Source organism: Pedobacter sp. GR22-10 (assembly GCF_026239715.1).
Taxonomy (GTDB): Bacteria; Bacteroidota; Bacteroidia; order Sphingobacteriales; family Sphingobacteriaceae; genus Pedobacter.
In genome coordinates, this window is the sequence record NZ_JAPIVR010000007.1 from 106522 (window position 1) to 130969 (window position 24448).

General features: G+C 38.9%; 18 protein-coding genes. 10 read left to right on the forward strand and 8 right to left on the reverse strand.

All coding sequences use genetic code 11. The features are described 5' to 3' along the window. Positions 1 to 175: 175 nt before the first annotated feature. The 7 genes from OQX64_RS21390 (at position 176) to OQX64_RS21420 (ending at position 12374) form a co-directional block, all read left to right on the forward strand. Positions 176 to 2587 carry a TonB-dependent receptor gene (locus OQX64_RS21390; RefSeq protein WP_265820286.1) on the forward strand — a complete coding sequence of 804 codons (2412 nt, stop codon included), beginning with the start codon at positions 176 to 178 and terminating at the stop codon, positions 2585 to 2587. An 11-nt stretch (positions 2588 to 2598) separates the two neighbouring features. Beyond that, entirely contained in the window at positions 2599 to 5010 is a 2412-nt protein-coding gene (locus tag OQX64_RS21395) for a TonB-dependent receptor (protein ID WP_265820287.1), read from the forward strand. 63 nt (positions 5011 to 5073) lie between these two features. Then, positions 5074 to 5784 carry a DUF4198 domain-containing protein gene (locus OQX64_RS21400; protein WP_265820288.1) on the forward strand — a complete coding sequence of 237 codons (711 nt, stop codon included), beginning with the start codon at positions 5074 to 5076 and terminating at the stop codon, positions 5782 to 5784. Positions 5785 to 5853: 69 nt separating this feature from the next. Continuing rightward, complete coding sequence (locus OQX64_RS21405) at positions 5854 to 7059, forward strand: PepSY-associated TM helix domain-containing protein (RefSeq protein WP_088302529.1); 1206 nt, start codon at positions 5854 to 5856, stop codon at positions 7057 to 7059. A gap of 17 nt (positions 7060 to 7076) precedes the next feature. After that, complete coding sequence (locus OQX64_RS21410; protein WP_140418702.1) at positions 7077 to 7997, forward strand: DUF6607 family protein; 921 nt, start codon at positions 7077 to 7079, stop codon at positions 7995 to 7997. Positions 7998 to 8144: 147 nt separating this feature from the next. After that, positions 8145 to 9284: a M28 family metallopeptidase gene (locus OQX64_RS21415; protein ID WP_265820289.1), complete on the forward strand. Its 1140-nt coding sequence runs from the start codon at positions 8145 to 8147 to the stop codon at positions 9282 to 9284. 315 nt (positions 9285 to 9599) lie between these two features. Then, positions 9600 to 12374 (forward strand): outer membrane beta-barrel protein, encoded by a 2775-nt coding sequence (locus OQX64_RS21420; protein WP_265820290.1) that lies wholly within the window; start codon positions 9600 to 9602, stop codon positions 12372 to 12374. 77 nt (positions 12375 to 12451) lie between these two features. Here the strand turns inward: OQX64_RS21420 and OQX64_RS21425 are convergent, their stop codons facing one another. The 3 genes from OQX64_RS21425 to OQX64_RS21435 all read right to left on the reverse strand — a co-directional run bounded on the left by OQX64_RS21425 (position 12452) and on the right by OQX64_RS21435 (position 15000). Then, entirely contained in the window at positions 12452 to 13135 is a 684-nt protein-coding gene (locus OQX64_RS21425) for a class I SAM-dependent methyltransferase (RefSeq protein ID WP_265820291.1), read from the reverse strand. Between the two features lie 184 nt (positions 13136 to 13319). Next, positions 13320 to 14717 (reverse strand): MBL fold metallo-hydrolase RNA specificity domain-containing protein, encoded by a 1398-nt coding sequence (locus tag OQX64_RS21430; protein WP_265820292.1) that lies wholly within the window; start codon positions 14715 to 14717, stop codon positions 13320 to 13322. A 55-nt stretch (positions 14718 to 14772) separates the two neighbouring features. Next, the gene (locus tag OQX64_RS21435; RefSeq protein WP_088302524.1) at positions 14773 to 15000 is read right to left on the reverse strand and encodes a YtxH domain-containing protein; all 228 of its coding nucleotides are present in this window, start codon (positions 14998 to 15000) and stop codon (positions 14773 to 14775) included. A gap of 79 nt (positions 15001 to 15079) precedes the next feature. On the opposite strand from OQX64_RS21435, the gene OQX64_RS21440 reads away from it, so the two are divergent. Then, positions 15080 to 15703, forward strand: a complete 624-nt coding sequence (locus tag OQX64_RS21440) for an HAD family hydrolase (protein WP_265820293.1) — start codon at positions 15080 to 15082, stop codon at positions 15701 to 15703. Between the two features lie 38 nt (positions 15704 to 15741). Here the strand turns inward: OQX64_RS21440 and OQX64_RS21445 are convergent, their stop codons facing one another. After that, positions 15742 to 17394, reverse strand: coding sequence for a DUF6600 domain-containing protein (locus OQX64_RS21445; RefSeq protein WP_265820294.1), 1653 nt, complete (start codon positions 17392 to 17394; stop codon positions 15742 to 15744). 277 nt (positions 17395 to 17671) lie between these two features. Here OQX64_RS21445 and OQX64_RS21450 point away from each other — a divergent pair, with 277 nt between their 5' ends. Further along, the gene (locus tag OQX64_RS21450; protein WP_088302521.1) at positions 17672 to 18373 is read left to right on the forward strand and encodes an SAM-dependent methyltransferase; all 702 of its coding nucleotides are present in this window, start codon (positions 17672 to 17674) and stop codon (positions 18371 to 18373) included. Between the two features lie 316 nt (positions 18374 to 18689). Beyond that, positions 18690 to 20972, forward strand: coding sequence for a Tex family protein (locus OQX64_RS21455; RefSeq protein WP_265820295.1), 2283 nt, complete (start codon positions 18690 to 18692; stop codon positions 20970 to 20972). Between the two features lie 103 nt (positions 20973 to 21075). Here the strand turns inward: OQX64_RS21455 and OQX64_RS21460 are convergent, their stop codons facing one another. The 4 genes from OQX64_RS21460 to OQX64_RS21475 all read right to left on the reverse strand — a co-directional run bounded on the left by OQX64_RS21460 (position 21076) and on the right by OQX64_RS21475 (position 24446). Continuing rightward, positions 21076 to 21477, reverse strand: coding sequence for a hypothetical protein (locus tag OQX64_RS21460; protein WP_265820296.1), 402 nt, complete (start codon positions 21475 to 21477; stop codon positions 21076 to 21078). Positions 21478 to 21791: 314 nt separating this feature from the next. Beyond that, positions 21792 to 22871: a mechanosensitive ion channel family protein gene (locus OQX64_RS21465; RefSeq protein ID WP_265820297.1), complete on the reverse strand. Its 1080-nt coding sequence runs from the start codon at positions 22869 to 22871 to the stop codon at positions 21792 to 21794. Between the two features lie 154 nt (positions 22872 to 23025). Next, a complete protein-coding gene (gene trpC, locus OQX64_RS21470) occupies positions 23026 to 23808 on the reverse strand; it encodes an indole-3-glycerol phosphate synthase TrpC (RefSeq protein ID WP_265820298.1) in 783 nt (260 codons plus the stop codon). A 53-nt stretch (positions 23809 to 23861) separates the two neighbouring features. Continuing rightward, positions 23862 to 24446, reverse strand: coding sequence for an anthranilate synthase component II (locus OQX64_RS21475; RefSeq protein WP_088302515.1), 585 nt, complete (start codon positions 24444 to 24446; stop codon positions 23862 to 23864). Between the last annotated feature and the right edge of the window lie 2 nt (positions 24447 to 24448).

Below are 24448 nucleotides of genomic sequence, written 5' to 3' on the forward strand. Positions count from 1 at the left end.
AGTGATGAAATGTTAATGTCAGCTGAAACAGCTTTTAAAATCTGGTTACGGGCAATTTAAAAGGCAAACATCTTTTTGAACGCTATTCTTATTTAGAATTATTACAAATTATTTGGATTATAATTATTTCTACCGTTATTTTGCAGCTGTTTAGAATTAATCCAAATAAATAAGCATGCTTAAACTTAGACTCTTCAATTTAATACTTCTACTTTTATCTTTTACTTCAGCAACTTTCGCTCAGCAAACATCAACCATCAGTGGAAAAGTAACCACTTCAGATGGTAAGCCAGCCCCTTATATTTCTGTTGGCCTTAAAGGAAAAGGCATCGGGAATACCACTGCCGAAGATGGTTCCTTTACTTTAGACCGTATTAAACCCGGCACCTACATCATTCGCACTTCGGGTGTGGGCTTAAGTTCTGAGGAAAAAAACATTACCGTAACATCAGGTCAACCACTCACCATAAATTTTGTACTGCGAGAAAATGCTGACCAGCTTAAAGAGGTGAACATTAGCAGTAATAAACGGAATAAATTTGCTACAAAACCAAGCAATTACGTGGCTAAGCTGCCTTTAAAAAACCTGGAAAACCCTCAGGTATATGTGACCATCAGTAAGGAATTAATGGAAGAACAAATCGCTACAGATTTTAACGCTGCCTTAAAAAATTCTCCCGGAATCGATAAACTATGGACCTCAACCGGCAGAGCTGGCGATGGTGCAGCTTATTATAACCTACGTGGTTTTGTTACGCAGGTATCTATGATTGATGGTATTGCCGGACAAACCAACGGAGATCTTGATCCATCCAATATTGAAACGGTTGAAGTAATAAAGGGACCAGCCGGCACTTTATATGGCGGTGCACTCACCAGCTTTGGAGGCTTGATTAACGTAGTGACCAAAAAGCCGTTGGATACCACCGGTGGCGCTGTTTCTTATTATACTGGTAGTTTTGGTTTAAACAGATTAACCGCCGACGTTTACAGCCCGGTGAATAAGGCTAAAAACCTACTGTTTAGGATGAACGCAGCATATAACAAGCAAAATAGCTGGCAGGATGCAGGTTTTAATAAATCAACTTTTTTTTCTCCGGCTTTAGAGTACAGGGTTAATGATAAATTAAAATTAAATTTAGCTGCCGATTTCTATAGCTACGAAGGCACCAACCCTTTAATGGTTTTCTTAAACAGAAGCAGACCATTGATTGCCCGCACCCCGGATGAATTAAACTTTGACTTTGGAAAATCTTATACCAGTAACGATTTAACTGTTAAAACACCTACTAACAATGTTCGCGGCCAGGTAACCTATAAAATTTCTGATGAGTGGGTCGCTCAAACAAACTTCTCTCAGAACACCCGTAAATCTGACGGATTTTATCAGTACATCATGTATCTCGGCGCTACTGATAATGTGCTTTCCAGGTATATAAACATCCAGAATTCAACCAGTAACGGGGCTAATATTCAACAAAATTTTATTGGAGATTTTAAAATCTGGGGTATCAGAAACCGGGTAGTCATCGGGTTGGATTATTTATCTCAAAAAACAAACAACAGCAATTCTCCATATGTATTGTTTGATTTAGTTAATAGTGTAGGTACACCCGCAAACTATGCCAGCATTACCCGCAGTGCTGTAGAAGCTAAAATTGCCGCAGCTTCAGGCCCGGCAAAATCATCTACTTTAAGTAAAGTATATAGTGCCTATGTATCAGATGTGGTAAACATCACTGATGAGTTGGGTGCAATGCTGAGTTTAAGGGTTGATCGGTTTGACAATAAAGGATCTTATGATATCTCGACTGGCATAACCACAGGTAAATATTTACAAACAGCGTTATCGCCTAAGTTTGGTTTAACATATAATATTGTAAAAGATCAGGTAGCATTATTTGCCAATTACATGAATGGTTTTAAAAACCTGGCACCTGTTATTCAGCCATTGGCAGATATTAATGGCACGTTTAAACCTCAGCAAGCCAATCAGATTGAAGGTGGTGTTAAGGCTGATCTATTTCATAACAAGCTCAATATTACAGCAAGTTATTTCGACATCAAAGTGGATAACATTATCAGGGCTGAATCCATTAACAGAGGTGTAACCAATTATAACATCAGTGTTCAGGACGGAACGCAAAGAAATAAAGGTATTGAAATCAGCTTAAATGCCAATCCGGTAGCGGGCCTGAATGTAGTTGCCGGCTATAGCCATATCGACAGTAAGCTCACTAAAGCCGCTCCATCTGTAGAAGGCAGAAGACCAGTTGATGCGGGACCGGAAAACATGATTAACGGTTGGATCAGCTATACCCTTAGTAAGGGAAGCTTAACAGGGTTGGGTCTTGGTTTTGGTGGCAATTACAACAGCACAAATATAATTACCAATAATGCTGTTACAGGAATTTTCACGCTGCCGTCATATACCGTTTTAAATACCACTGTTTTTTATAACAGGAATAAGTATCGACTCGGACTTAAGTTAGACAACATCACAGATAAGAGATATTATAAAGGCTGGACAACAATCGAACCTCAAATGCCTAGAAATCTGGTAGCAAACATCACTTACAAATTCTAATTTTTAATTCAATGAGATTATTAACACTAACAGCAGTGATGCTGATGATCAGTCTGATTACTGCTGCACAACAAGTGGCCACTATTAAAGGAAAAGTAAGCACTTCAAATGGTCGCCCAGCTCCCTTTATTACCATAGGTTTGAAGGATAAGGGTCAGGGTACCACTTCAGATGATGCCGGTAACTATACCATTCATCGCGTAAAACCAGGAACATATATTATTGTGGCTTCCGCCGTAGGCATTAAAGCATCAGAACAAACCATCACAATCACTGCCGGAGAAGATAAAGTGGTTAACTTTACACTGGTAGAAACTGATCAGGCCCTGGAAGAGATAACCATTGCCGGTAAAAATAACAGGTACAAAATAGGATTACCTTCCGCCTCCCTGCGTTTGAATGAACCTCTTTTAGAAGCGCCTCAAAATATACAAACCGTTAGTGATCAGGTGATCAAAGACCAGCAAATCATTAGCATGAGCGATGGTTTAATCAGAAATGTGAGTGGTGCTACCCGAATAGAGCATTGGGGTGATATGTACACCAACATTACCATGCGCGGATCCCAGATACAGGCAATGAGAAATGGTTTCAATGTCGTGTCATCATTCTGGGGACCCCTGACAGAAGACATGAGCTTTGTTGATCATATTGAATTTGTAAAAGGTCCGGCAGGTTTTATGCTCGGAAATGGTGATCCAAGTGGCATGTATAATGTAGTGACCAAAAAGCCAACTGGTTTTAACCGTGGGGAGGTTTCCTTTACCTTGGGGAGTTATGACCTGTACCGCACTGCAATTGATTTCGACCGCAAGTTAACAAATGATGGAAAACTACTGTTCAGGCTAAATGGTGCGGTACAAAATAAAGGATCTTTCAGGCCTTATGAGAAAAATGATCGCTATAGCATTGCTCCGGTATTAAGTTATCAGATTACAAACCGCACTAAATTGACCGCCGAATATACCTTTCAAAATGCAAAAATGACTGAGGTCGGATCATATTATATTTTCTCGCCGGATGGATATGCCACGCATCCACAGGAGCTTACCATGACGCAGCCTGGAGTTCCGCCAACACGTATCAAAGACCAGAGTATATTTTTAAACCTGCAGCACAATTTTGACGATAACTGGAAATTAACCGCACAGGCCGCCTATTTTAAGTATAACCAGGTAGGTTATAGTTCGTGGCCATCTGCCGTGAATGCCAATAGTACAGTCATTAGAAATGTGGCCATTTGGGATGCCGAAAGCAGCATGAAACTGGCTCAATTATTTATCAATGGAAAGGTGAGAACCGGTGGCATTAACCACCGCATTTTAGCAGGCTTTGACGGTGGAAAGAAAAATTATATGGCAGACTGGGGTCAATCGCATAATTTAGATTTACCAACTGCTCCATTTGATTTAAATAACCCAAACTATGGTTTCCCTTTAAATGGGTATCCGGTTTTTGATCGCACAACACCCTTAACACAAAGAGCCGTCAACGCTGGCGGGTTAATGGATTCAAAATATTTAAGTGCCTACGCACAGGACGAACTTGGTTTCTTCAACAATAAAGTACGTTTAACATTAGCCGGCCGCTATACTTATGTGAATCAATCAGCCTGGGGCGGCGAAGCTTATTCAGCTAAAAAAGTTACACCACGAGTTGGTTTAAGTGTATCCATCGATAAAAATACGGCAGTTTATGCCGTTTATGATGAAGCCTTTACCCCGCAGAGTGGCTTAATCCGTAACGGTGGTAAGGTTGAACCCATTACCGGCACCAATAATGAAATTGGTATAAAGAAAGATTGGTTTGATGGGAAATGGAATACAACGCTATCAGTATATAGAATTCGTAAACAAAATGAACTGACTGCTGATCCTGCAAATGGCGTAATTAATAACCCAGCAGATCCGGCTAATCCGATAAGAGAGAACTTTAGTGTTGTTTTAGGCGAGAAAAGATCCCAGGGTATCGAGTTCGACTTAAGGGGTAAAATCACGGATGGTTTAACTTTAATTGCCAACTACGCCTACACAGATTCTAAAGTAACCGAAGTTACACCTGGTGTTACCGGTATTAATGTGGGCGATGTTGTTCCGGGTTTTGCTAAACATGTATCAAATGGATGGTTAACATATACCTTGCAAGATGGGGCATTAAAGGGTTCCGGAATTTCAGCTGGCTTTACCTATCTGGCCGGCCGCGCAACAGATACCTGGAGTGTGGGTTTACAAAAATTACCCAATTACTTTAAGTTAGATGGCGGATTGTTTTACGAACGCTCGAAATTTAGAATCACCGGAAATGTATTTAACATTCTGGATAAATATTTATACAGTGGTTCTTATTACCAATTTTTAAATGCTTACTACTACCAGGCAGAAGCACCAAGAAATTACAGAGTAAGTGTAGCCTATAAATTCTAACAAATCTGCGAGCAGAAATTGGTCAGATAGTTTCTGCTTGCTTTTACCTAAAACCGAAATACAATGAAAACGAAATTATCACTATTGTTTTTTTTCTTCACCTTCAGCCTTTCCCAGGCATTTTCACATGCCTTATGGATTGAAACAGCATCAACAGGGAAGAAAGGTCAAGCTCAGGAAGTAAAAATCTTTTTTGGAGAATACGAAGCCAATGAACCAGACTCCACCGCAAAATGGTTCAGCAATTTAAAGGATTTTAAACTGATGTTAATTGCACCAAACGGAACAACAAAAGTATTGACGGCTTCGCCAGATTTACATTTCTACAAAGCCAGTTTTACCCCGGATCAAAGCGGAACCTATAAATTAGCTGTGGTACATGAAGTGGCAGATATTTATGAAAAAGGCAAATTAATGTACTATGCATTTGCCGATGTTGCTATAGGTGGCAAGAAAGTAAATAATGGTTTTCCGGCTAATGCAGCATTAACCATCAGGCCAGATCAACCTGTTCTAAAAGTTGGCGAATCATCTACTAATCAGCTTATTTACGACAAAAAGCCTTTTGCGAAACAAAAAATAACACTGGTTAATCCGGAGAGAAAAGTTATTCCGACAGAAACTGATGCTGATGGAAAATTCATCTTTAAGCCGGAAGCAAAAGGAAATTATTTCATTGAAGCATTTACTGAAGATAAAACTGCCGGAAAGCTGAATGGAAAAGATTATGAAAAGGTTTGGCACCTGGTTACTTATACTACCCAGATTAATTAAAAACCAATGCAACATTTACAACCCATTAGCAGCATAAAACCTGCAATGGGTTAATTTATTACAATATTGATGGCACCAACCAAACCAGTCCAAAAAAAACCAGCAAAATCCCGGATTCGAAAAATCAGCGATTGGCTACACTTGTGGCTTGGAATTGCTTCGGGTTTGGTCGTTTTTCACCTGGGTATTACCGGATGCATTTTTGCTTTTCAAAAAGAAATCACCGAATGGATTCATCGGAAAGAAATTTTTGTTGATGTGCCTGCTAACAGGCAAACTGTTCCGCTTAGTGTTTTAAAACAAACAGCAGAGAAAGCTTTAGGTGGCAACAAACAAATTTCCTTTATTTCTACTTACCAGGAAGCAGATCGTGCCTGGGAATTTGGCACTTTTAAAGCAGGAGACCCCAAAGCTTTCTGGTATTTTGATTCAATAGACTATTACGATCTGGTACTGGTTAATCCTTATACCGGAAAGGTAACAATGGTTGCCGATCACAAATATGAATTCTTTGCCATCGTTAAAATGCTCCATTGGAGTTTTCTAATGAATCATCCCATTGGTCAGCAGATTATTGGTTGGGCTACCTTCATTTTTGTATTTCTACTGATTTCCGGAATGGTGATGTGGTGGCCCAAAAACCTTAAAAAATCCAATTTTGATAAAAGTTTCAAAATCAAATGGCGTGCAAAGTTTAAAAGGGTAAATTATGATTTACATAACGTACTGGGTTTTTATGTGATGATCATTTGCCTGATGCTGGCGCTTACCGGCATGGTTTGGGCTTTTAAATGGTTCCAAACCACGGTATATGTGGTTGCTTCCAGAAGCATTACCCCTCCGGTACAGGCTGATGTGAAGTCGGATGCTACAAAAAAAATCACAGCAAATCCGTTCGATATCGCTTTTGAAAAAGCAAAACAGACGTTTAAAGACTTTGACCGGATCGGTATGTCGCCTGCAGTGCCAGGCGGAACCAACACCATTTATGCCACCGGCTATCATGGTACTGAAACGTATTGGAATTTTGATGTTTTACAGTTTGATCAGTATACAGGAAAATTGTTGCATCGCAAAAACCAACGTGATAAAAATGCCGGCGAAGCACTTATCGGAATGAATTACGATATCCACGTGGGTGCAATATTGGGCTTACCTGGAAAAATAATGGCCTTTTTTGCAAGCTTCATTGCCGCAAGTTTACCCATTACAGGTTTCATCATCTGGTGGGGGAAAAAGAAAAAAAAGAAAAATCCCGCCCTGGCGGATCAGTAAACCTTAACCTTTATAAAATGAAAAATCTAAATTTCTTAGCCGTATTGATTGTACTCATAACAGCTAATGTCCAGGCTCAGGATAAATTTGAGCAAGATAGAAAAGCCATTAAATCACTAGCAGGTTTCTATAAGGTAAATTTCAATTATGCAGAAATTACTGCCCCAAACACGGAATATCAGTTTAGCAAGCCTTACCGGAGCCATGGAAATGAATGGGCAGAAATCATTGTTGATGAGCCTAAACGCATCGTGATTCAACATATGTTAGCCATTAATGATTCTACGGTAATTAAACACTGGCGCCAGGACTGGACCTATGAGGATACTGATATTATGCTTTATACACAGGATAATTCCTGGAAGAAAACAACCTTAACGCCTGCTCAGGTAAAAGGGAAATGGACGCAAAAGGTTTACCAGGTAGATGATAGTCCACGTTACCAGGGTTATGGAACCTGGAGCCATGTTGGCGGTCATGATGCCTGGCAAAGCGAAACAGATTCGCCACTTCCAAGAAGGGAATCAACCGTTCGGAATGACTATAATGTTTTAAATCGTGGCAGCAGAATTTATATTACAAAAGAGGGCTGGATGTTTGAGCAAGACAATAAAAAAGTTTTGCGTACGCCGAAAGGTGACCAGTTGCTGGCTATAGAAAAAGGATATGAAGAATTTACTAAAATCGATCCAAAGAAATTTGAATATGCCCAGAAATGGTGGGATAACCAAAAAACATATTGGGCTGATGTTCGTGAGGTATGGACAGATTTAACTAAAACCTCGCCAGCTGATTTCAAAGTTAAAACCAAAGTAAATGATAAATTATTATATGAAGTACTATTTGCATTAGGTGATCAATCCATTACAGATAAATGGACTTCAGTTCAAAATAAAGAAAAGATAAAAGTGGCACTGCAACCCTATTTAGCAAAGTAGCATGGCTAAAACCATATTTACAAAAGCCATTCGATTTCAAAATTGAATGGCTTTTTGCATGGATTTTGTTTAGCATTTAAAAAGCATATTTACCGAATTTATCATTTAACAACAATTTCCGCTTAGCTTTACACTTCATACTTTTTTATGAAAAAGATCTTCACGCTGTTTTTAATGTTGTCCAACATCGCCTGCTTCGCACAGGATTCTCTTTACGTGCGTAAGATGGTTAACACCTTAGCATCTGCGTCCTTCTGGGGGCGTGGCTACACCAAAGATGGCATGAAGAAAACTGCAGATTTCTTATCAGCAGCATATAAAAACATAGGCTTGCTACCTATGGGAACAGACTTTAAGCAAGAATTCGCTTATCCCGTAAATACTTTTCCTGGTAAAATGTTTGTAGCCATTAACGGTAAAAAGCTTATGCCTGGTAGAGACTTTATCGTTAACAACGAAAGCGCTGGCATCAGGCAAAAAGGAAGTTTGGAAAAAGTTGACAGCTTAAATTTCATCGCACATCCAAACCTGCGTATTCAATTAAAAGATAAGTTAACCTGGTCTGTAGCCACAACTGTTGCGCAGGAAACAACCATCGAGATCAATCGTAAAAATTTCAAAGAAATACCAAAGGAGATCAGTGTCGATATAGAAAACAAATTTATTGAAAACTTCAGGGCATCCAATATTTGCGGATGGATTAAAGGAACCAAACAACCCGATTCCATGTTGATCATCACGGCACATTATGATCACCTTGGTGGAATGGGTGCTGATACCTATTTTCCAGGAGCCAATGATAATGCTGCAGGTGTGGCTACTTTACTAAGCCTGGCAAAATATTACAAAGCACATCCTCAGCCCTACTCCATAGGGTTCATCTGTTTTGCAGGTGAAGAAGCCGGTTTGCTTGGTTCGCGCTACTTCGTTGAAAACCCACCAATTCCCTTAAGCAAAATTAAGTTTCTGATTAACCTGGATTTAGTTGGAACAGGAGAAAGCGGAATGACTGTCGTAAATGCAAGTGTTTATCCTAAAGCATTTTCTTTGTTAAATGAAATTAATCAGGAGCAAAAATTAATCAGCAAAATTAATTCAAGAGGAAAAGCGGCAAACAGCGATCATTACTTTTTCACAGAAAAAGGTGTTCCGGCCTTCTTCATCTACACACAGGGAGGCCCTGCAGCTTATCATGATATCTTCGACAAAGCTGAAACCTTACCCTTAACTGAATACCATGATTTATTTAAGCTGATTGTTGGGTTCAATCAAAGGATTATGGAATAAGAAAATGCGCAGGTTCAACTTCGTATATCCATTAAAATAAGTCAGCCTAAAGATTTTTCTAAACTGAAAATCAGTATAAAAAGGAAAATATCATACACAAGGCATCTGTAACTTTTTTGCGCCATTTCAAATCTGTTTGGGATTAATCTTATGTTTAACTAAATTTATAGTTGTTTTGTTGATTGTATTCATTTTTAACATGTAAAGCAAAAATGCTGGTTTTGGATGTCCGTCACATTTTATAAGACCTTCATCACATTTTTTAAAGTGGCATCAATACCATACATAACTTCAGACTTCCTAATCAGCTATTATATGAAGATATTCCTACTTTCAGCAATTTTATGTTTTACATTTCTTAACCTGGCTGCTCAAAAAAACGGCAGTATAACAGGTATATTGGCAGATAGTGCCAACCGCAATAGCACCTTAAATTATGCTACAGTTTCTGTGTATAAGGCCGGAGACAGCATTTTAACGACTTATAAACTTTCTGACGATCATGGCGTATTTAAAATTAATGGCTTGGCAACGGGATTAAAATACCGACTGATCATAACAGCCTGGCAATATGGAATTTACAGAAAGAATGTAGAACTTACCGCAGATAAACCCATTTTAGATTTGGGCACACTTTATCTCTCCACAAAATCTAACGATCTCGATGAAGTGATCATTACAGCAGAAAGGCCTCCTGTGATTGTCCGGAAGGATACGATTGAATTTAATGCAGCATCATTTAAAACACTTCCATCGGCTGTAGTGGAAGATTTGTTAAAAAAATTGCCTGGTGTACAAATCGCTGCTGATGGTTCCATCATGGTGAATGGTAAAACGGTTAGTAAAATCCTGGTGGATGGAAAGGAATTTTTTGGTGGAGACCAGCAAATTGCCACCAAGAACTTGCCTGCTAATATGATAGACAAAGTTCAGGTGGTTGATGATAAACAGGCAAAAAGACGTAATCCTGATTTAACGGCTGCTGAAATTCCGCAGGTAATTAACCTGAAACTAAAAAAAGCCATTAAAAAAGGTGCATTTGGAAAATTATATGCAGGTGCTGGCACTAAAAACCTGTATCAGGCTGGCGGCTTAATGAACTTTTTCAGAGATACTACACAGGTAAGTGTATTGGCCTACGGAAACAATATCAATCAACCTGGTTTTAATCCGAATGATGTGCAAAGAATTGGCGGTTTCAACCGAAGTGGTGTAAATTCCATGATGATGAGCTCTGGTGGATATTTCGAATTTAACGGAATTAGCTTTGGCGGAAGTTACAGCGGAATTCAAACCTCATCAGGAGGAGGTTTCAACTTCAATACATTAACCAAAAAAGGAATAAAGATAAACACACAGTATTTCTTCGGCAGAAATGATAATCTGCTGGAAAGATTAACCAATACCAACCAAACCCTTGGAGAGGATAGGTTAGTCACCAATGCAAATGAAAATACCAGTTCATTAACATTGAAACATAATATTGCCGGGAAAATTGATTGGCAGATAGACTCACTAACCCAGTTAACCATTGAGCCCTTTCTGGTATTGAACTCCAATAATTCCGTAAGTACAAATTATTCAACCAATACCAATGCCGCGGGGCAGTTGCTCAATACCCTTCAAAACTTAAATAACATCAATTCAGCTAATAATAAGTATCAGCTGTTGGCCGATCTGAGTAAAGATTTTAAGAAAGCCGGAAGATCATTTAATATCGGATTTGACATATCAACCAAACCCAATCCTGGCTTAAACTATAATCAAAGCAGCAATACCACCTTTCTAACGCCTTCTACAACTGAAATAGATCAATTAAGAAACAATCAAATTGAAAATTTCAGAACGTATATCTATACGAATTACAGCGAACCCATTAATAAAAAACTTAACTTCAAGATTGATTTAAGCGGCAATATCATCAATAATGAGAATGCCCTCAGCACTTTTTATAAAAACCAGGCCAATCAGTTGTATGATATTGTCATTCCGAATCTAAGCCAGACGGTTGAACAAACAGGCTTTAAAACAAACATGAATGTGAGCTTGAATTATAAAATCACCAAAGATTTTAACTTGCAGCCGGGAGTGGTACACAATTATATTTCACTTAACAACCGTTTTAGTAATGCAAACAACCTTAACCAGCGCTATCATTTCATTTGGCCAACATTTCAGTTAAAGTATAAAATATTCCGAATCAATTATTCGGCGCAGTTTACAGAACCAAATGTAAGCTATTTACAGCCCGTAGCCGATAATACAAATGCCTTGTATATCCGCAATGGTAATCCAAATTTATTACCTGCCCGAACACAAAATGTAAGTTTAAATATGTACAAATATGATCCGCAAAACCTGATCAATTATAATTTATACGGTTATGGAAACTTTACTAAAAACGGAATTGTAAACACCGTAAACATCAGCAACGGCGTACAAACGGTAACTCCGATTAATGCAAGCGGAATATACAGCTTTAATGGTGGAGCCAATGGTGCTAAAGATTTCAAATTCAACAAAACAAGCTTAAAGCTAGGGCTAGGTTTCTGGGCGAACTTCAATCACCTGCCAGTTATTGTAAATAATATCAGGAGTAATGCCAATGTATTTTATGTTGGGCCAAATGGAAGCATTCGCCTTAATCTGAATGATGTGGTAGAAATCAACCAATCGTATGCTATTAATTTAAACCGCAGTCGCTACCAGGATAATTTCTACACAAATTTAAGCTACAATACACAAAACAGCACTTCTGAATTGATAATCAGATACCCTAAAAAAGTTGTTTTTGAAACCAATTTTGCACTGACTGCAAACACACAGCAAATTGCAGGCTATAACAATAACATTAAACTTTGGAATGCAGCCATAACCTATCTTTTTATGAAGAATGACAAACTTCAGCTGAAACTGGCAGTGAATGATATTTTACAAAGTAACGTGCGCCGTTCTATTGAAATTACAGGAAACAGTGTGGTGGATTATCAAACGAATAATCTGGGCAGATACGGCATGTTAACCCTAACGTATAACATCCAGAACTTTGGGCAGAAAGTTGGTGGCAGACAAACGATGTTTAGTTTTTAAATTGTCAGATCGTCCTTGCCGAGGCACAAAGCAATCTCATTTGCGAGTAAAATTGCTTCATGCCTCGCATTGACAATTTATGCTAATGTTAATTTCACCAGGTACTGGTCTTCACCATCATCAAAAATCATTTCGCAATTCCAGCCGGTATCCGCAGCAATTGCTTTGATGCTTTCTTCGTCAATATAAACCCAATTGAACCAATCACCTTTTTTGCCTTGATATTCGTATTGATAGGAAACTTCACCATAATACTGGTTTTGAGGCTTTAACTGGTCCTCATACAAATACGAAATATCAGACGAATCGAAAATCACTTGTCCGCCGGGGTTAAGCAAATCTTTTATTTTGATCAGAAATTCTTTAAAGCCAGAAAGTGTTCCGGTTAGGCCAATACCATTCATCAGCATTAAAATGGTATCAAACTTTTCCCGGTAAGTAAAAACATCCTGAAGTAAGGCTTTTTTTACGCCACGATCTTTCATAATATCAACCGCAGCTGCTGATACATCGATAGCCGTTACATCAATATTAAAGGCTTGTAAAAGTAAAGCATGACTTCCTACGCCTGCACCAATATCTAAAACTTTTCCAGTACACATATGCAATGCCTGTAACTCCAAAACCGGCATTTCTTCATCGTCACGAAAGAAAAATGCGAGAGGCATTTCTTCCGGTTCGCCGTAAGAATTGTGTAACCAAAGTGTATCGGCTTCGCCGGTTTTATAAATATCAGTAAGTGCCTTACCAAAAACATCCATATTACAAAGATAGCGAGGAATGGCGATATAGTAAAGAATAAGGAGCAAAGAGCAAGGAACAAAGAAAAATTTAATTTATGAAATCCACCTTAAGTTAGCCGATAGATGAAAAACGCCTATCGAATAAAATCTTTAACATGCAATCAAACATCTCTATGTAACATGTCCGAAGGTCATTCATCAACTAAATCTCAAACTCCTGATGATATTCGGGAATGGCAACATGCTTAAATCCATGATCCTTTAAACGTGTGGCAAAGTGTTGCTGCACTTCATATTCTCCATGAACCAGAAACAATTGTTTTACCAGTGCAGGATCCTGACAGGAAAGAAATTTTAATAAATCTTCATAATCACCGTGTGCACTCATCGATTTGATGGATTGAATTTCTGCTTTCACATCATACTCATCCCTGAAAATTTCTACCACTTTTTTACCTGCAATTAATTGTCCACCCAGTGAATTGGGTTCACAGTAGCCTACCATTAAAATGGTGTTTTTTTGGTTTCCTATATTGTTTCTGATGTGATGCTTTACTCGTCCGGCATCAGCCATACCTGAAGCAGAAATAATCACGCAAGGTCTTGGGTCTTCATTTAAGGCTTTAGATTCCGCTACACTTTCAATAAACCGCAATCCTTTGAAACCAAAAATATCATGATCTACTTTTAAAATCTCTTTTACCCCATTATTATACACTTCGGGATGGTTCCTTAAAATTTCAGTTGCTTTTGACGATAATGGGCTATCTACATAATAAGGAACATCTGGTAATTTGCCTTTTAATTCCAAACCATTCAGTGCATAAAGCAATTCCTGCGTTCTTCCTACGGCGAAAGCAGGAATAATGACTTTCCCTTTTTTAACCTCGCAGGTGTTCTGGATAATGTCCAGGAGCATATTTTCAATTGGATCGAGGTCTTTATGCAAAGAATCGCCATAAGTAGATTCCATTAAAATATAGTCTGCCTGATCAAAATGCTGCGGACTTTTTAACAACAAATCGCCATAACGACCTACATCACCAGAAAAAGTTAGACGTGTAGATTTGTCATTCTCTTTGATGGTTAAATGAACAGCAGCACTTCCTAAGATATGGCCGGCGTCAGTCAATCGAAGGTGAATGTTTTCATCAATTTCAAAATCCTCTTCGTAGTCTACAATCCTCATCAGGCTTAATGTTTTTGCAACATCTTCATCTGTATAAAGTGCTTCTTCCATTTCTTCCCCTTCCCGGCGATGGCGATTAGAAAATTCAGCATCCTGCATTTGAATCTTAGCAGAATCCATCATTAAAATCCGCCCTAAATCCATGGTAGCAGCCGTACAGAAAATTTTTCCATTAAAGCCATCTGCTACCAGTTTAGGCAGTAAACCACAATGGTCTATATGTGCATGAGATAGAATTACATAGGTAACTGCTTTAACATCGAAACCAAAAAAGTCATTTAACTTTTCAGTCACATGGCCCATTCCCTGAAACAGGCCACAATCTAATAGTATTTGGGTATTATTATCTAATGTAATAAGGTGCTTACTACCTGTAACTGTACGGGCAGCACCATGAAAAGCAATCTTCATTAAGGTATGGTTAGAAATACAAAAAGAAAATGCCGGAATATCCGGCATTTCAATATTAAGCTTTTACCTCTGCTATTTTATCTTTCACCTTATCAGCCACATCTGATGCTCTATCAGCTAAACCAGCCAATTTATCTTTTGAGGAGTCTAACAGATCAGCAAAAAAGTCTGATAATTTACCTTTAAGATCATTTGAAGAATCTGAAGATAATGCCAATGCAATTGTTGCGCCTAATGCTGCTCCTGCTAACACGCCTACTATGATTTTCGTCTCTTTTTTCATGGTTTTAGTTATTTATCTAGTTAAACATATTTTAGTATAAGGTGTTTTATTTTTTTTATCTTACAAAAACCAATCCACAATGAAGCAAATATTTTTTATCGATCTGGATAATACCATATACTTTACAAAACCCAATGAAAAGCAGTTGATGGGTGGCTTATATCAATTTTTAGATGAACAGCATCTGGGCATCACAGCTGAACAATACCAGGCGGCAAAAAGTGAAATGCTGCGCACACCTTTTTTAAAAGTTGCCGAAAAATATGGTTTCAGAAAAGAAGCGATGGAAAACATTATCGATTATTTAAATTCGAGATCAGTAACGGAACCCTTAAAACCTTCGGATGATTATCATTTTATCAAAGCATTAAAAGGAAGAAAATTTATTGTCACAGCTGGCTTTTACAAGCAGCAGACTTCTAAAGTTAAAATGCTGGGAATTGCAGCTGATTTTGAAGAAATTTGTGTGGTTGATGTTTCAATTTCCAATAAAAAAGAGGCTTTTCAGAAACTGATTGATCAGCATCAGTTCAAAACAGATGACATTCTGATCATTGGTGATGATGCGACATCTGAGATTAAATTCGGGCTGGAACTTGGGATAGAGACTTTCCTGCTAGATCCTGAAAACCGTTATCCGAATGCTGAAACAACCTACAAAGGGACTACCCTGAGCAGCTTAAAATCCGCAGCCGGACAATAACATAAAAAGGTCCCGATTTTCACCGGGACCTGTAAAATTTATCCTCTGCCTCCTCTGGATGGTCTTCCTGCTTCACCACCTCCTCTTTGTGGTGGTGGAGCAGATTCTGTTCTTCTTTGCTCTTGTCTTTGTTGCATTTGTTGCGAACGTTGTTGTTCCATCTGCTGGTTACGTTGTTGCTGCATTTGCTCGTTACGCTGAGCCCTTTGTTGTTCCAACTGCTGTGAACGTTGCTGTTCTACCTGCTGGTTACGTTGTTGCTGCATTTGCTCGTTACGCTGGGCCCTTTGTTGCTCCATCTGTTGTGAACGTTGCTGTTCTGCCTGCTGGTTACGTTGTTGTTGCATCTGTTCATTACGCTGGGCCCTTTGTTGCTCCATCTGCTGTGAACGTTGCTGTTCTACCTGCTGGTTACGTTGTTGTTGCATCTGTTCATTACGCTGGGCCCTTTGTTGCTCCATCTGTTGTGAACGTTGCTGTTGCTCAAGCTGACCGCGTTGTTGCTGAACCTGAATATCACGTTGCGCACGTTGCTGATCTATACTCATCCGATCTTGTTGCGCACGTTGCTGGCGCATTTGATCCACTTGTTGCTGACCCTGACCTCTGCTTATATTTGCGGGTGTATTTCTTTGATCAACGCCATTGGTATTTCCACGCCCGATTCTGCCATTGGTATTTTTATCATAAGCTTCACCTCTATTAGGTTGATTTATGGTATTCCCCGGGCCAGCATCATTACCACGATTTGGTCTTCCATTGCGATTATCAGTAACCCCAACACGGTTATCTCCATTCTGGTTATTAACTGTGCCTCCACGCGGATCGCGGTTAGCTAAGCCATCGTTCCTTCCGCCGCGGCCTATTCCGGCATTACCCTGTTCAAATCTTCTCGGTGCCGCATTGCGGTTGTCTACCGCATTACGCTCTGGTCTTGGCCTGTAAATCGACACTTCCCTGCCCCCAATTCTACTGGCTCCTGGTCTGCTACTCTGATCAAAACGATAAACGGTTACGTCACGATTAGTGGCACGTCTGATATCTTCTACCCTCGGGCCGCCATAATAACTTCTTCTGTTATACACGTAAGTGTTGTTGATGATCGTAGTGTTTCGGATATACACGTTATTTCTGCCATAATCATATCTTGGAAAAGTATTAATATAGATGTTGCGTTGCGGAATAAAATTCCAGCAAAATTCTGGCACTGAATACCTACGGCCAAAGCTTAAATTAATATTAATGCTTGGTGCCATTGGTGCCCAACCATAATAACCATCCCCACTTCTCCAGTCTACCCATGCCGGTCCCCAATTGGTATCTGGTAACCAAATCCACTGGCGATAGCTATTAATTACCCAACGGCCGTAGTGGAAAGGCGCCCAGCCCCAATCATAATTGGAAACCCAGGTATTGCCATACTCTGTCATGGCCCAGCGTCCATTGGTATAATAAGGCCGAAATTCATTCTGATCTACATCCGGCCGCCAAACATAACCATATTGCGGATCCTGAATCCAGGTTCCATAAGGCGTCAGTTCGTCGTAAAAGGTTTGCAAAGAAACGTTACCAGTGCTATAACCATCATTCTGGTAATCATTTTGATAGTCCTGTGCCCTGACTAAGGTGGTGGTTCCGGCGAGGAGCGTGAAAAGCCCCAGCACAATTGCCGATTTTTTCAGTGTTTTCATTTGTGTGTTTATTTAATAACCTAATTTGTGTGTATCAATTAGAGCACCAAAAATGCCCAGGGTTTAATATGCATGCATAGTTTCATGCAATTAATGGGAATACGCCTGTTTAAGCTGTATTTAACTCTTATTTAACGTTTTAAGCGCGACATAATTGTGCTAAAAAGCAGTCGTTGTGAAATAAAATTTGCTACACCTTTACTTATAAAAAAGATTATACCGTAGTGACCGTAAACTTTAGAACTTAAATCCTATTTATTGTAAGTATTTTTGTACCATGCAAAACGGCACCTTATATCTTATTCCTGTTCCTCTGGCAGAAGAGGCAGCACATAAAACTTTTACACCCTATCTGGTAGAGACCATTAACCAGATTGATACCTATATTGTAGAAAATAGCAAAACAGCCCGCCGGTTCTTAAAGGAAGCTGGTTTGAAAACACCCCAGAAAGATTTAATCGTTCATGATTATGGAAAACATAACCGTACCGATTTGGGTCAGTTTTTTGTAGAGCTTGCTGCAGGTAAAGATGTGGGTTTAATGAGTGAAGCAGGTTGCCCCGGCATTGCAGATCCGGGAGCAGACATTGTAGCTGAAGCGCATAAACGTGGAATTAAAGTAGTGCCTTTGGTTGGCCCCAGTTCTATATTACTGGCTTTAATGGCTTCTGGTTTTAATGGACAGAGCTTTGCTTTCTGGGGATATTTACCTATTGATAAGGAACAGCGTACCAAGCGCATCAAAGATCTGGATTTATCTGCCAGCCGTTATAAACAAACACAGATTTTTATTGAAACACCTTTTCGCAATAACCAGTTATTTGAAGAAGTGCTTAAAAGCTGCAAACCAAACACGCAGGTTTGTGTGGCCAGCAATTTAACTTCTGAAGATGAATACATCAAAACTCAAAGCGTTTACAACTGGCGCAAGGAGGAAATTGACCTTCATAAAAAACCGACCATATTCTTGTTGTATTAAATCATTAATGGTCTGTGTCACACAGACCATTTTTATTTCATTAAAGTTAATATAGGCTGTAAACCAAAGCATTCATGTATAATCGATTTATACACTTTGCACCCATAAATGACCACAAAGATTAAGCGACTTAAACTGGATTGAAGATAACATTCGCAAAAAAGCAAGAGCAACTATAAATGCGATCAGTTGCTAATCAAAAAAGATAAGTGTACTAAAAATTTTCCCACATTTTTCGGTGGAAAACTTAATTCCAAAAATCCGTAAATCCCGTAAATCCTGTTTAGCTTTGCTCCTTTAATATTGAGATCAATATATGTTAGCCCATCATAAAATAATTGCTGCAGAATTAAACATTGCAGAAAAACAGGTAACCGCCACCATTAACTTACTGGATGAAGGTGCAACAGTGCCCTTTATTTCACGATACCGTAAAGAATTAACCGGAAGCCTGGATGAGGTTGAAGTAGCAGCTGTTCGCGATAGGGCCTTGCAACTGCGGGACCTGGACAAACGTCGTGAAGCGATTTTAAAATCAATGACCGAGCTCGGAAAGTTAACACCTGAACTTGAAAAAAAAATCAACGAAGCAGCAACCATTTCACTTTTAGAAGACATTTATCTGCCTTTCAAACCTAAACGTAAAACCCGTGCTTCAGTAGCCAGGGAAAAAGGTCTGGAACCTTTGGCTTTACAAATTCTTGATCAGAAAAAATTTGATCTGAATGCAGAAGCCAACAAATTTATTGATGCGGAAAAGGGTGTGAATACGCTTGATGAAGCATTGGCCGGAGCCAGAGATATTATCGCTGAAATCATTTCTGAAAATGTGGATGCCAGGACTAAAATGCGTAGCTATTTCCAGGAGAAATCTGTTTTCAAAACGGAAGTGATAAAAGGAAAGGAAGAAGAAGGCATTAAGTATAAAGATTATTTTAACTGGACTGAACCTGTTAAAACAGCTGCTTCTCACCGGGTTTTAGCCATGCGGCGTGGTGAAAAAGAATTAATTTTAAGATTAGATGCTTTGCCACCTGCTGAAGATGCCATAGCAATCCTTGAAAATCAGTTCATTACCAGCCAGAATGTCGCTTCACAGCAAGTACGGCAAGCATTGGAAGATGGTTACAAACGCCTGCTTGAGCCAGCCATGGAAACCGAACTTCGGGTGCTAACCAAACAAAAAGCCGATGAAGAAGCCATTAAAGTTTTTGCGGAAAATGCCCGCCAACTCCTGCTGGCAGCCCCAATGGGACAAAAAAAAGTATTGGCCATTGACCCTGGATTTCGTACCGGCTGTAAGGTGGTGTGTCTGGATAAACAAGGTCAGCTTTTAGAAAATACAGCTATTTATCCGCATACCGGACAAGGTAATGTAAAAAATGCCGAAGCCACGATAAAACAGCTTTGCGAAAAATACCATATTGAAGCCATTGCCATTGGAAACGGAACCGCAGGCAGGGAAACGGAATCATTTATTCGCGGTTTAAACCTTCCAAAGGTGACCATTGTAATGGTAAATGAGAGCGGTGCGTCCATTTATTCTGCATCGGAAGTGGCCAGAGCAGAATTCCCTACCCAGGATATTACGGTGCGGGGTGCAGTTTCCATTGGTCGCCGTTTGATGGATCCATTGGCTGAACTGGTCAAAATTGATCCAAAATCGATTGGTGTAGGCCAGTACCAGCATGATGTAGATCAGAGTAAGTTACAGGCCAGTTTAGATGATACCGTAATCAGTGCCGTAAATGCGGTTGGTGTGGAATTAAATACAGCATCTAAACAAATCCTGGCTTATGTTTCCGGCCTCGGACCAACACTGGCGCAGAATATTGTAGATTATAGAAACGCAAATGGTGCTTTTAAGAACCGGGCAAGTTTGAAAAAAGTTCCCCGTTTAGGCGATAAAGCTTATGAACAGGCAGCAGGGTTTCTCCGTATCCGCAATGCCGAAAATGTTTTGGATACCAGTGGCGTTCATCCTGAACGTTACACTGTTGTAGACCAGATGGCGAAGGATTTAGGTACAACTGTTTCGGCTTTAATCAAAGATACGCAATTACAGAAACAGATTAAGCCACAACAATATGTAACGGATGAAATCGGTTTACCTACTTTGAATGATATTTTAAAGGAATTGGCAAAACCGGGCCGTGACCCACGTGAAGCTTTTGAAGCATTCAGCTTTACAGATGGTATTAATGAAATTGCTGACTTAAGAGCAGGCATGAAGCTGCCGGGAATTGTAACCAACATTACTAATTTCGGTGCTTTTGTTGATATTGGTGTCCATCAGGACGGCTTGGTACATACCAGTCAATTAGCGAATCGTTTTGTGGCTAACCCAAATGACATCGTTAAAGTTCATCAAAAAGTAGAAGTAACGGTAGTGGAAGTTGATGCAGCACGTAAACGGATCTCTTTATCGATGAAAACGGAGCTTAGTCCTAAGCCACATGGACTAAGGAGCAAAGAACAAGTGGCAAAGCGTAAGGAGCAAGGAGCACGTAACTTTGCTGAAAAACCACAACCGAAAATAAAAGATGCTGATGGTGATTTGCAGGAGAAACTGGCGAAGCTGAAGGGGATGTTTAAATAATAGATCTATAAAAGGAAAACAAAACTAAGCACAAAATGTATTAAAAAAGGCTTTCTTAATAAAACAAGAAAGCCTTTTGTGCATAAATTTATTTTAAATTTAATTATTGAAATACATAAGTTGAAGTAATATCCGTTAAGGTATTTCCACTACCAGATTTTTTATCAACACTCTTACCGTCAACAAAAATCTCACATTCAATTGTACCGCCAGTGTTTGACGTTCCACTGATTAATAAGGCATCAAATTGTTTAACAGTCATATCAAACTTGTAAGAATAAGGAAGTACTTGATCACTAAACAATTCTGTTGCTCCTGTTGCATTTCTTCTTACAATGCTATATAAACTTGTAAGGCCAGACGGCGAAGTGATTCTATATTCTACAGATACTTTTCTGGGATAGGTATTTTGATCAGTTGGTGTAGTTTCGTCTTTTTTACAAGAGAACAAAAATGTTGTTACTAAAATTAGGGAAAGGGATAACAGCAGTTTAAATTTTTTCATAGATTTTTTAGTTTTTAATTTCTTAAAATACCAATCCAAATTAAATGCCAAAAGCTCATTTCAACCCAAAATATACCAGTTTACAGGTAGTTAAAATCATACTTTCCGAACATTTCTTGCCTTTTTTTTCAAAATCTATCAATTTAACCGCTTAAAAAAGCATACACAAATGTTTAATTTTACACATGGTCGATATAAATTCAAGATTGCATTGCAAGTCAAAAACCTTTCTATAAATTTTTTCTATAGAAAAGTTTATTCTCATTAGAATTGAGGATATTTTTACCTAAGAAACATCATAGACTCTGAAGATTCTATAAACCTGCAAATTTATCTTTGTACTCCAGCCTTGTTTTTGGTAAACTTTCAGGATAGTTATTTTGGATGAAAGTTATCATTGCTTCCCTAACATTACAGCGTAAATCAAAAGCCCTTGAAGAATTTGAGGCACTCATTAAAAACCTGATTTCGATGGAACCATCTTTATTGGTATCCGTCACCTGAACCACATTTACCCTTTTATCCCAAAGCAGATTGCTGGTTAAAAGCCTGGTCAGTTCTTGCCGAAGTGGTTCAATTGGAATCGTATAATCCATATACAGGAAAACCGTTCCAAGCAAATCAGCTGATACACGGGTCCAGTTTTGAAAGGGCTTTTCAATAAAATAAGTGATGGGCAAAATCAACCTCCTTTGATCCCAGATACTTACGACCACGTAAGTCAATGTTATTTCTTCCACTCGTCCCCATTCTCCCTCTACAATTAAAACATCATCAATACGTATGGGTTGTGTAAATGCAATCTGGAAACCAGCCAGTAAATTCCCTAAAGATTTTTGTGCGGCGAAACCGATGATAATACCACCAATTCCTACACCTGTAAGTAAACCAGCACCTATTTTACGCATACTTTCGAAACTCAATAAAATGATGGCGGCGGTAACGATAATGATCAGTGAAACAATAAATTTCCTGATAAATTGTAATTGCGTACGAATCTTTCTTTCCTTTAAGTTATTCTCCTTGTTAAGATCATATTTTAAAAATAAAAAATCTTCGAGTACATTAATTAATCGGATTAGAATGAGGGAAAATGTTACCGTAAGTGCCATTTCGAGCATCTTTTCAACCGGCACCCTGACTTTGGCAGGCATTACCATTAAATCCAGCGAAAAATTGAGCAGCAATAAAGGTATAAATACCGCTACCGGCCTTTTAAGGTGTTTGATGGTAGATTTAATGACAATAGAATCCCACCAGCGTGAAAGTAGAATGAAGGTTTTACTGATTATAAATTTTATAATGATTCCCAATAAAATGGCAATACAACCAATAATCACATTTTTTAATAACAAAGGGATGGGGTAACCAAAAAAGTGGTCGAGATACTGCATAAACGAAATTTGTTGGTTAAATATTAGAGCTTATTCCTCTATCTAACAACAGCGTTTAATGATTGTTTGGAAAGCCATTCTTATACATAAAAGTGCCACAGATTCATAGATTAAAAATAATTTATGAAAATCTGTGGCATAAAACTTAGCAGCATTAAATCTGTGCTATAAATTCTTTTATTGCAGCTCCGGGATCGGAAGTTTTCATGAAATTTTCGCCAATCAAAAAACCATGGAAACCGGCAGCCTTTAAAGCGCTGATGGTTTTCGGATCGCTGATGGCACTTTCTGAAATCTTTAAAAATTCATTAGGGATTTTGTTCACCAGATTAAAAGAAGTTTGAATATCAACTGTAAAATCGGTCAGGTTCCGGTTATTTACACCAATGGCATCCAGGTTCGGACAAATGCTTCGTTCTAATTCTTCGAGGTTATGCACTTCCAACAAAACATTTAAACCCAGATCATGTGCAAATTTTCCAAAATCATTAATCTGTTTTGGCGTTAAAATCGCCGCAATTAGTAAAATGATATCGGCACCCCAGGCTTTTGCTTCCAGTATCTGATATTCATCAATCATAAAATCCTTCCGCAGAATAGGAATATCATTTGCAGCCCTGGCCGCCAGTATATCATCGGTTTTACCACCGAAAAAGTCTACATCAGTTAACACAGAAAGTGCAGAGGCACCTGCCCGATTATAAGCCTGCGTAACTTCAGCCACATCAGCAACGCCGTTAATTAAGCCTTTAGACGGCGAACGGCGCTTAAACTCTGCAATAATTCCTGTACGATCTTCAGCCAGCAAAAATTCTTTGAATGAATGAGGAGTCCTTTTAAAATGAACTGCCTTTTCTAAATCCTGTACAGAAATTAACTGCTTTGCATCAGCAATTTCTTCTTTTTTTCGTAATACGATTTTATCTAAAATATTCATTTTTTTTTAAATTTTAGTTGTCATTACGAGATACAAACAATGACAAAGACCTTTTAAGAAGTCAACCAATTCTCCATCATTTGTTTACCATGCTCTGTTAATACACTTTCAGGATGAAACTGTACTCCCCGCACATCTAACGTTTCATGTCTTAACGCCATTATTTCACTTTTATGATCCCTGGCCGTAATTTTTAAACACGACGGAAAGTTTTCTTTGCTCACCACCCAACTGTGGTAACGGCCAACATTGATTGTTTGGGGACATTCCCAGAACAAAGGTTCATCACCATCTACCACTGTTACAGGTGTTGCAATGCCGTGCATGGGCCTGCCCAGATTCAGCAAGGTACCTCCAAATGCCTCTGCAATTGCCTGTTGCCCCAAACATACGCCAAAAATACTTTTTGTTGGTGCATAGGTTTTGATTACATCCAGCAGCAACCCGGCTTCTTCAGGTATCCCTGGTCCCGGAGAAAGCAAAATCTTATCATACCGGGCAACATCTGCCAGATCGAATTTATCATTTCGCCATACTACAGCTTCATAGCCCACCTCATTGATCAAATGAACTAGATTATAAGTAAAACTATCATAGTTATCAATGACCAGTACGGTTTTTTTATCTATATTTTCCATTG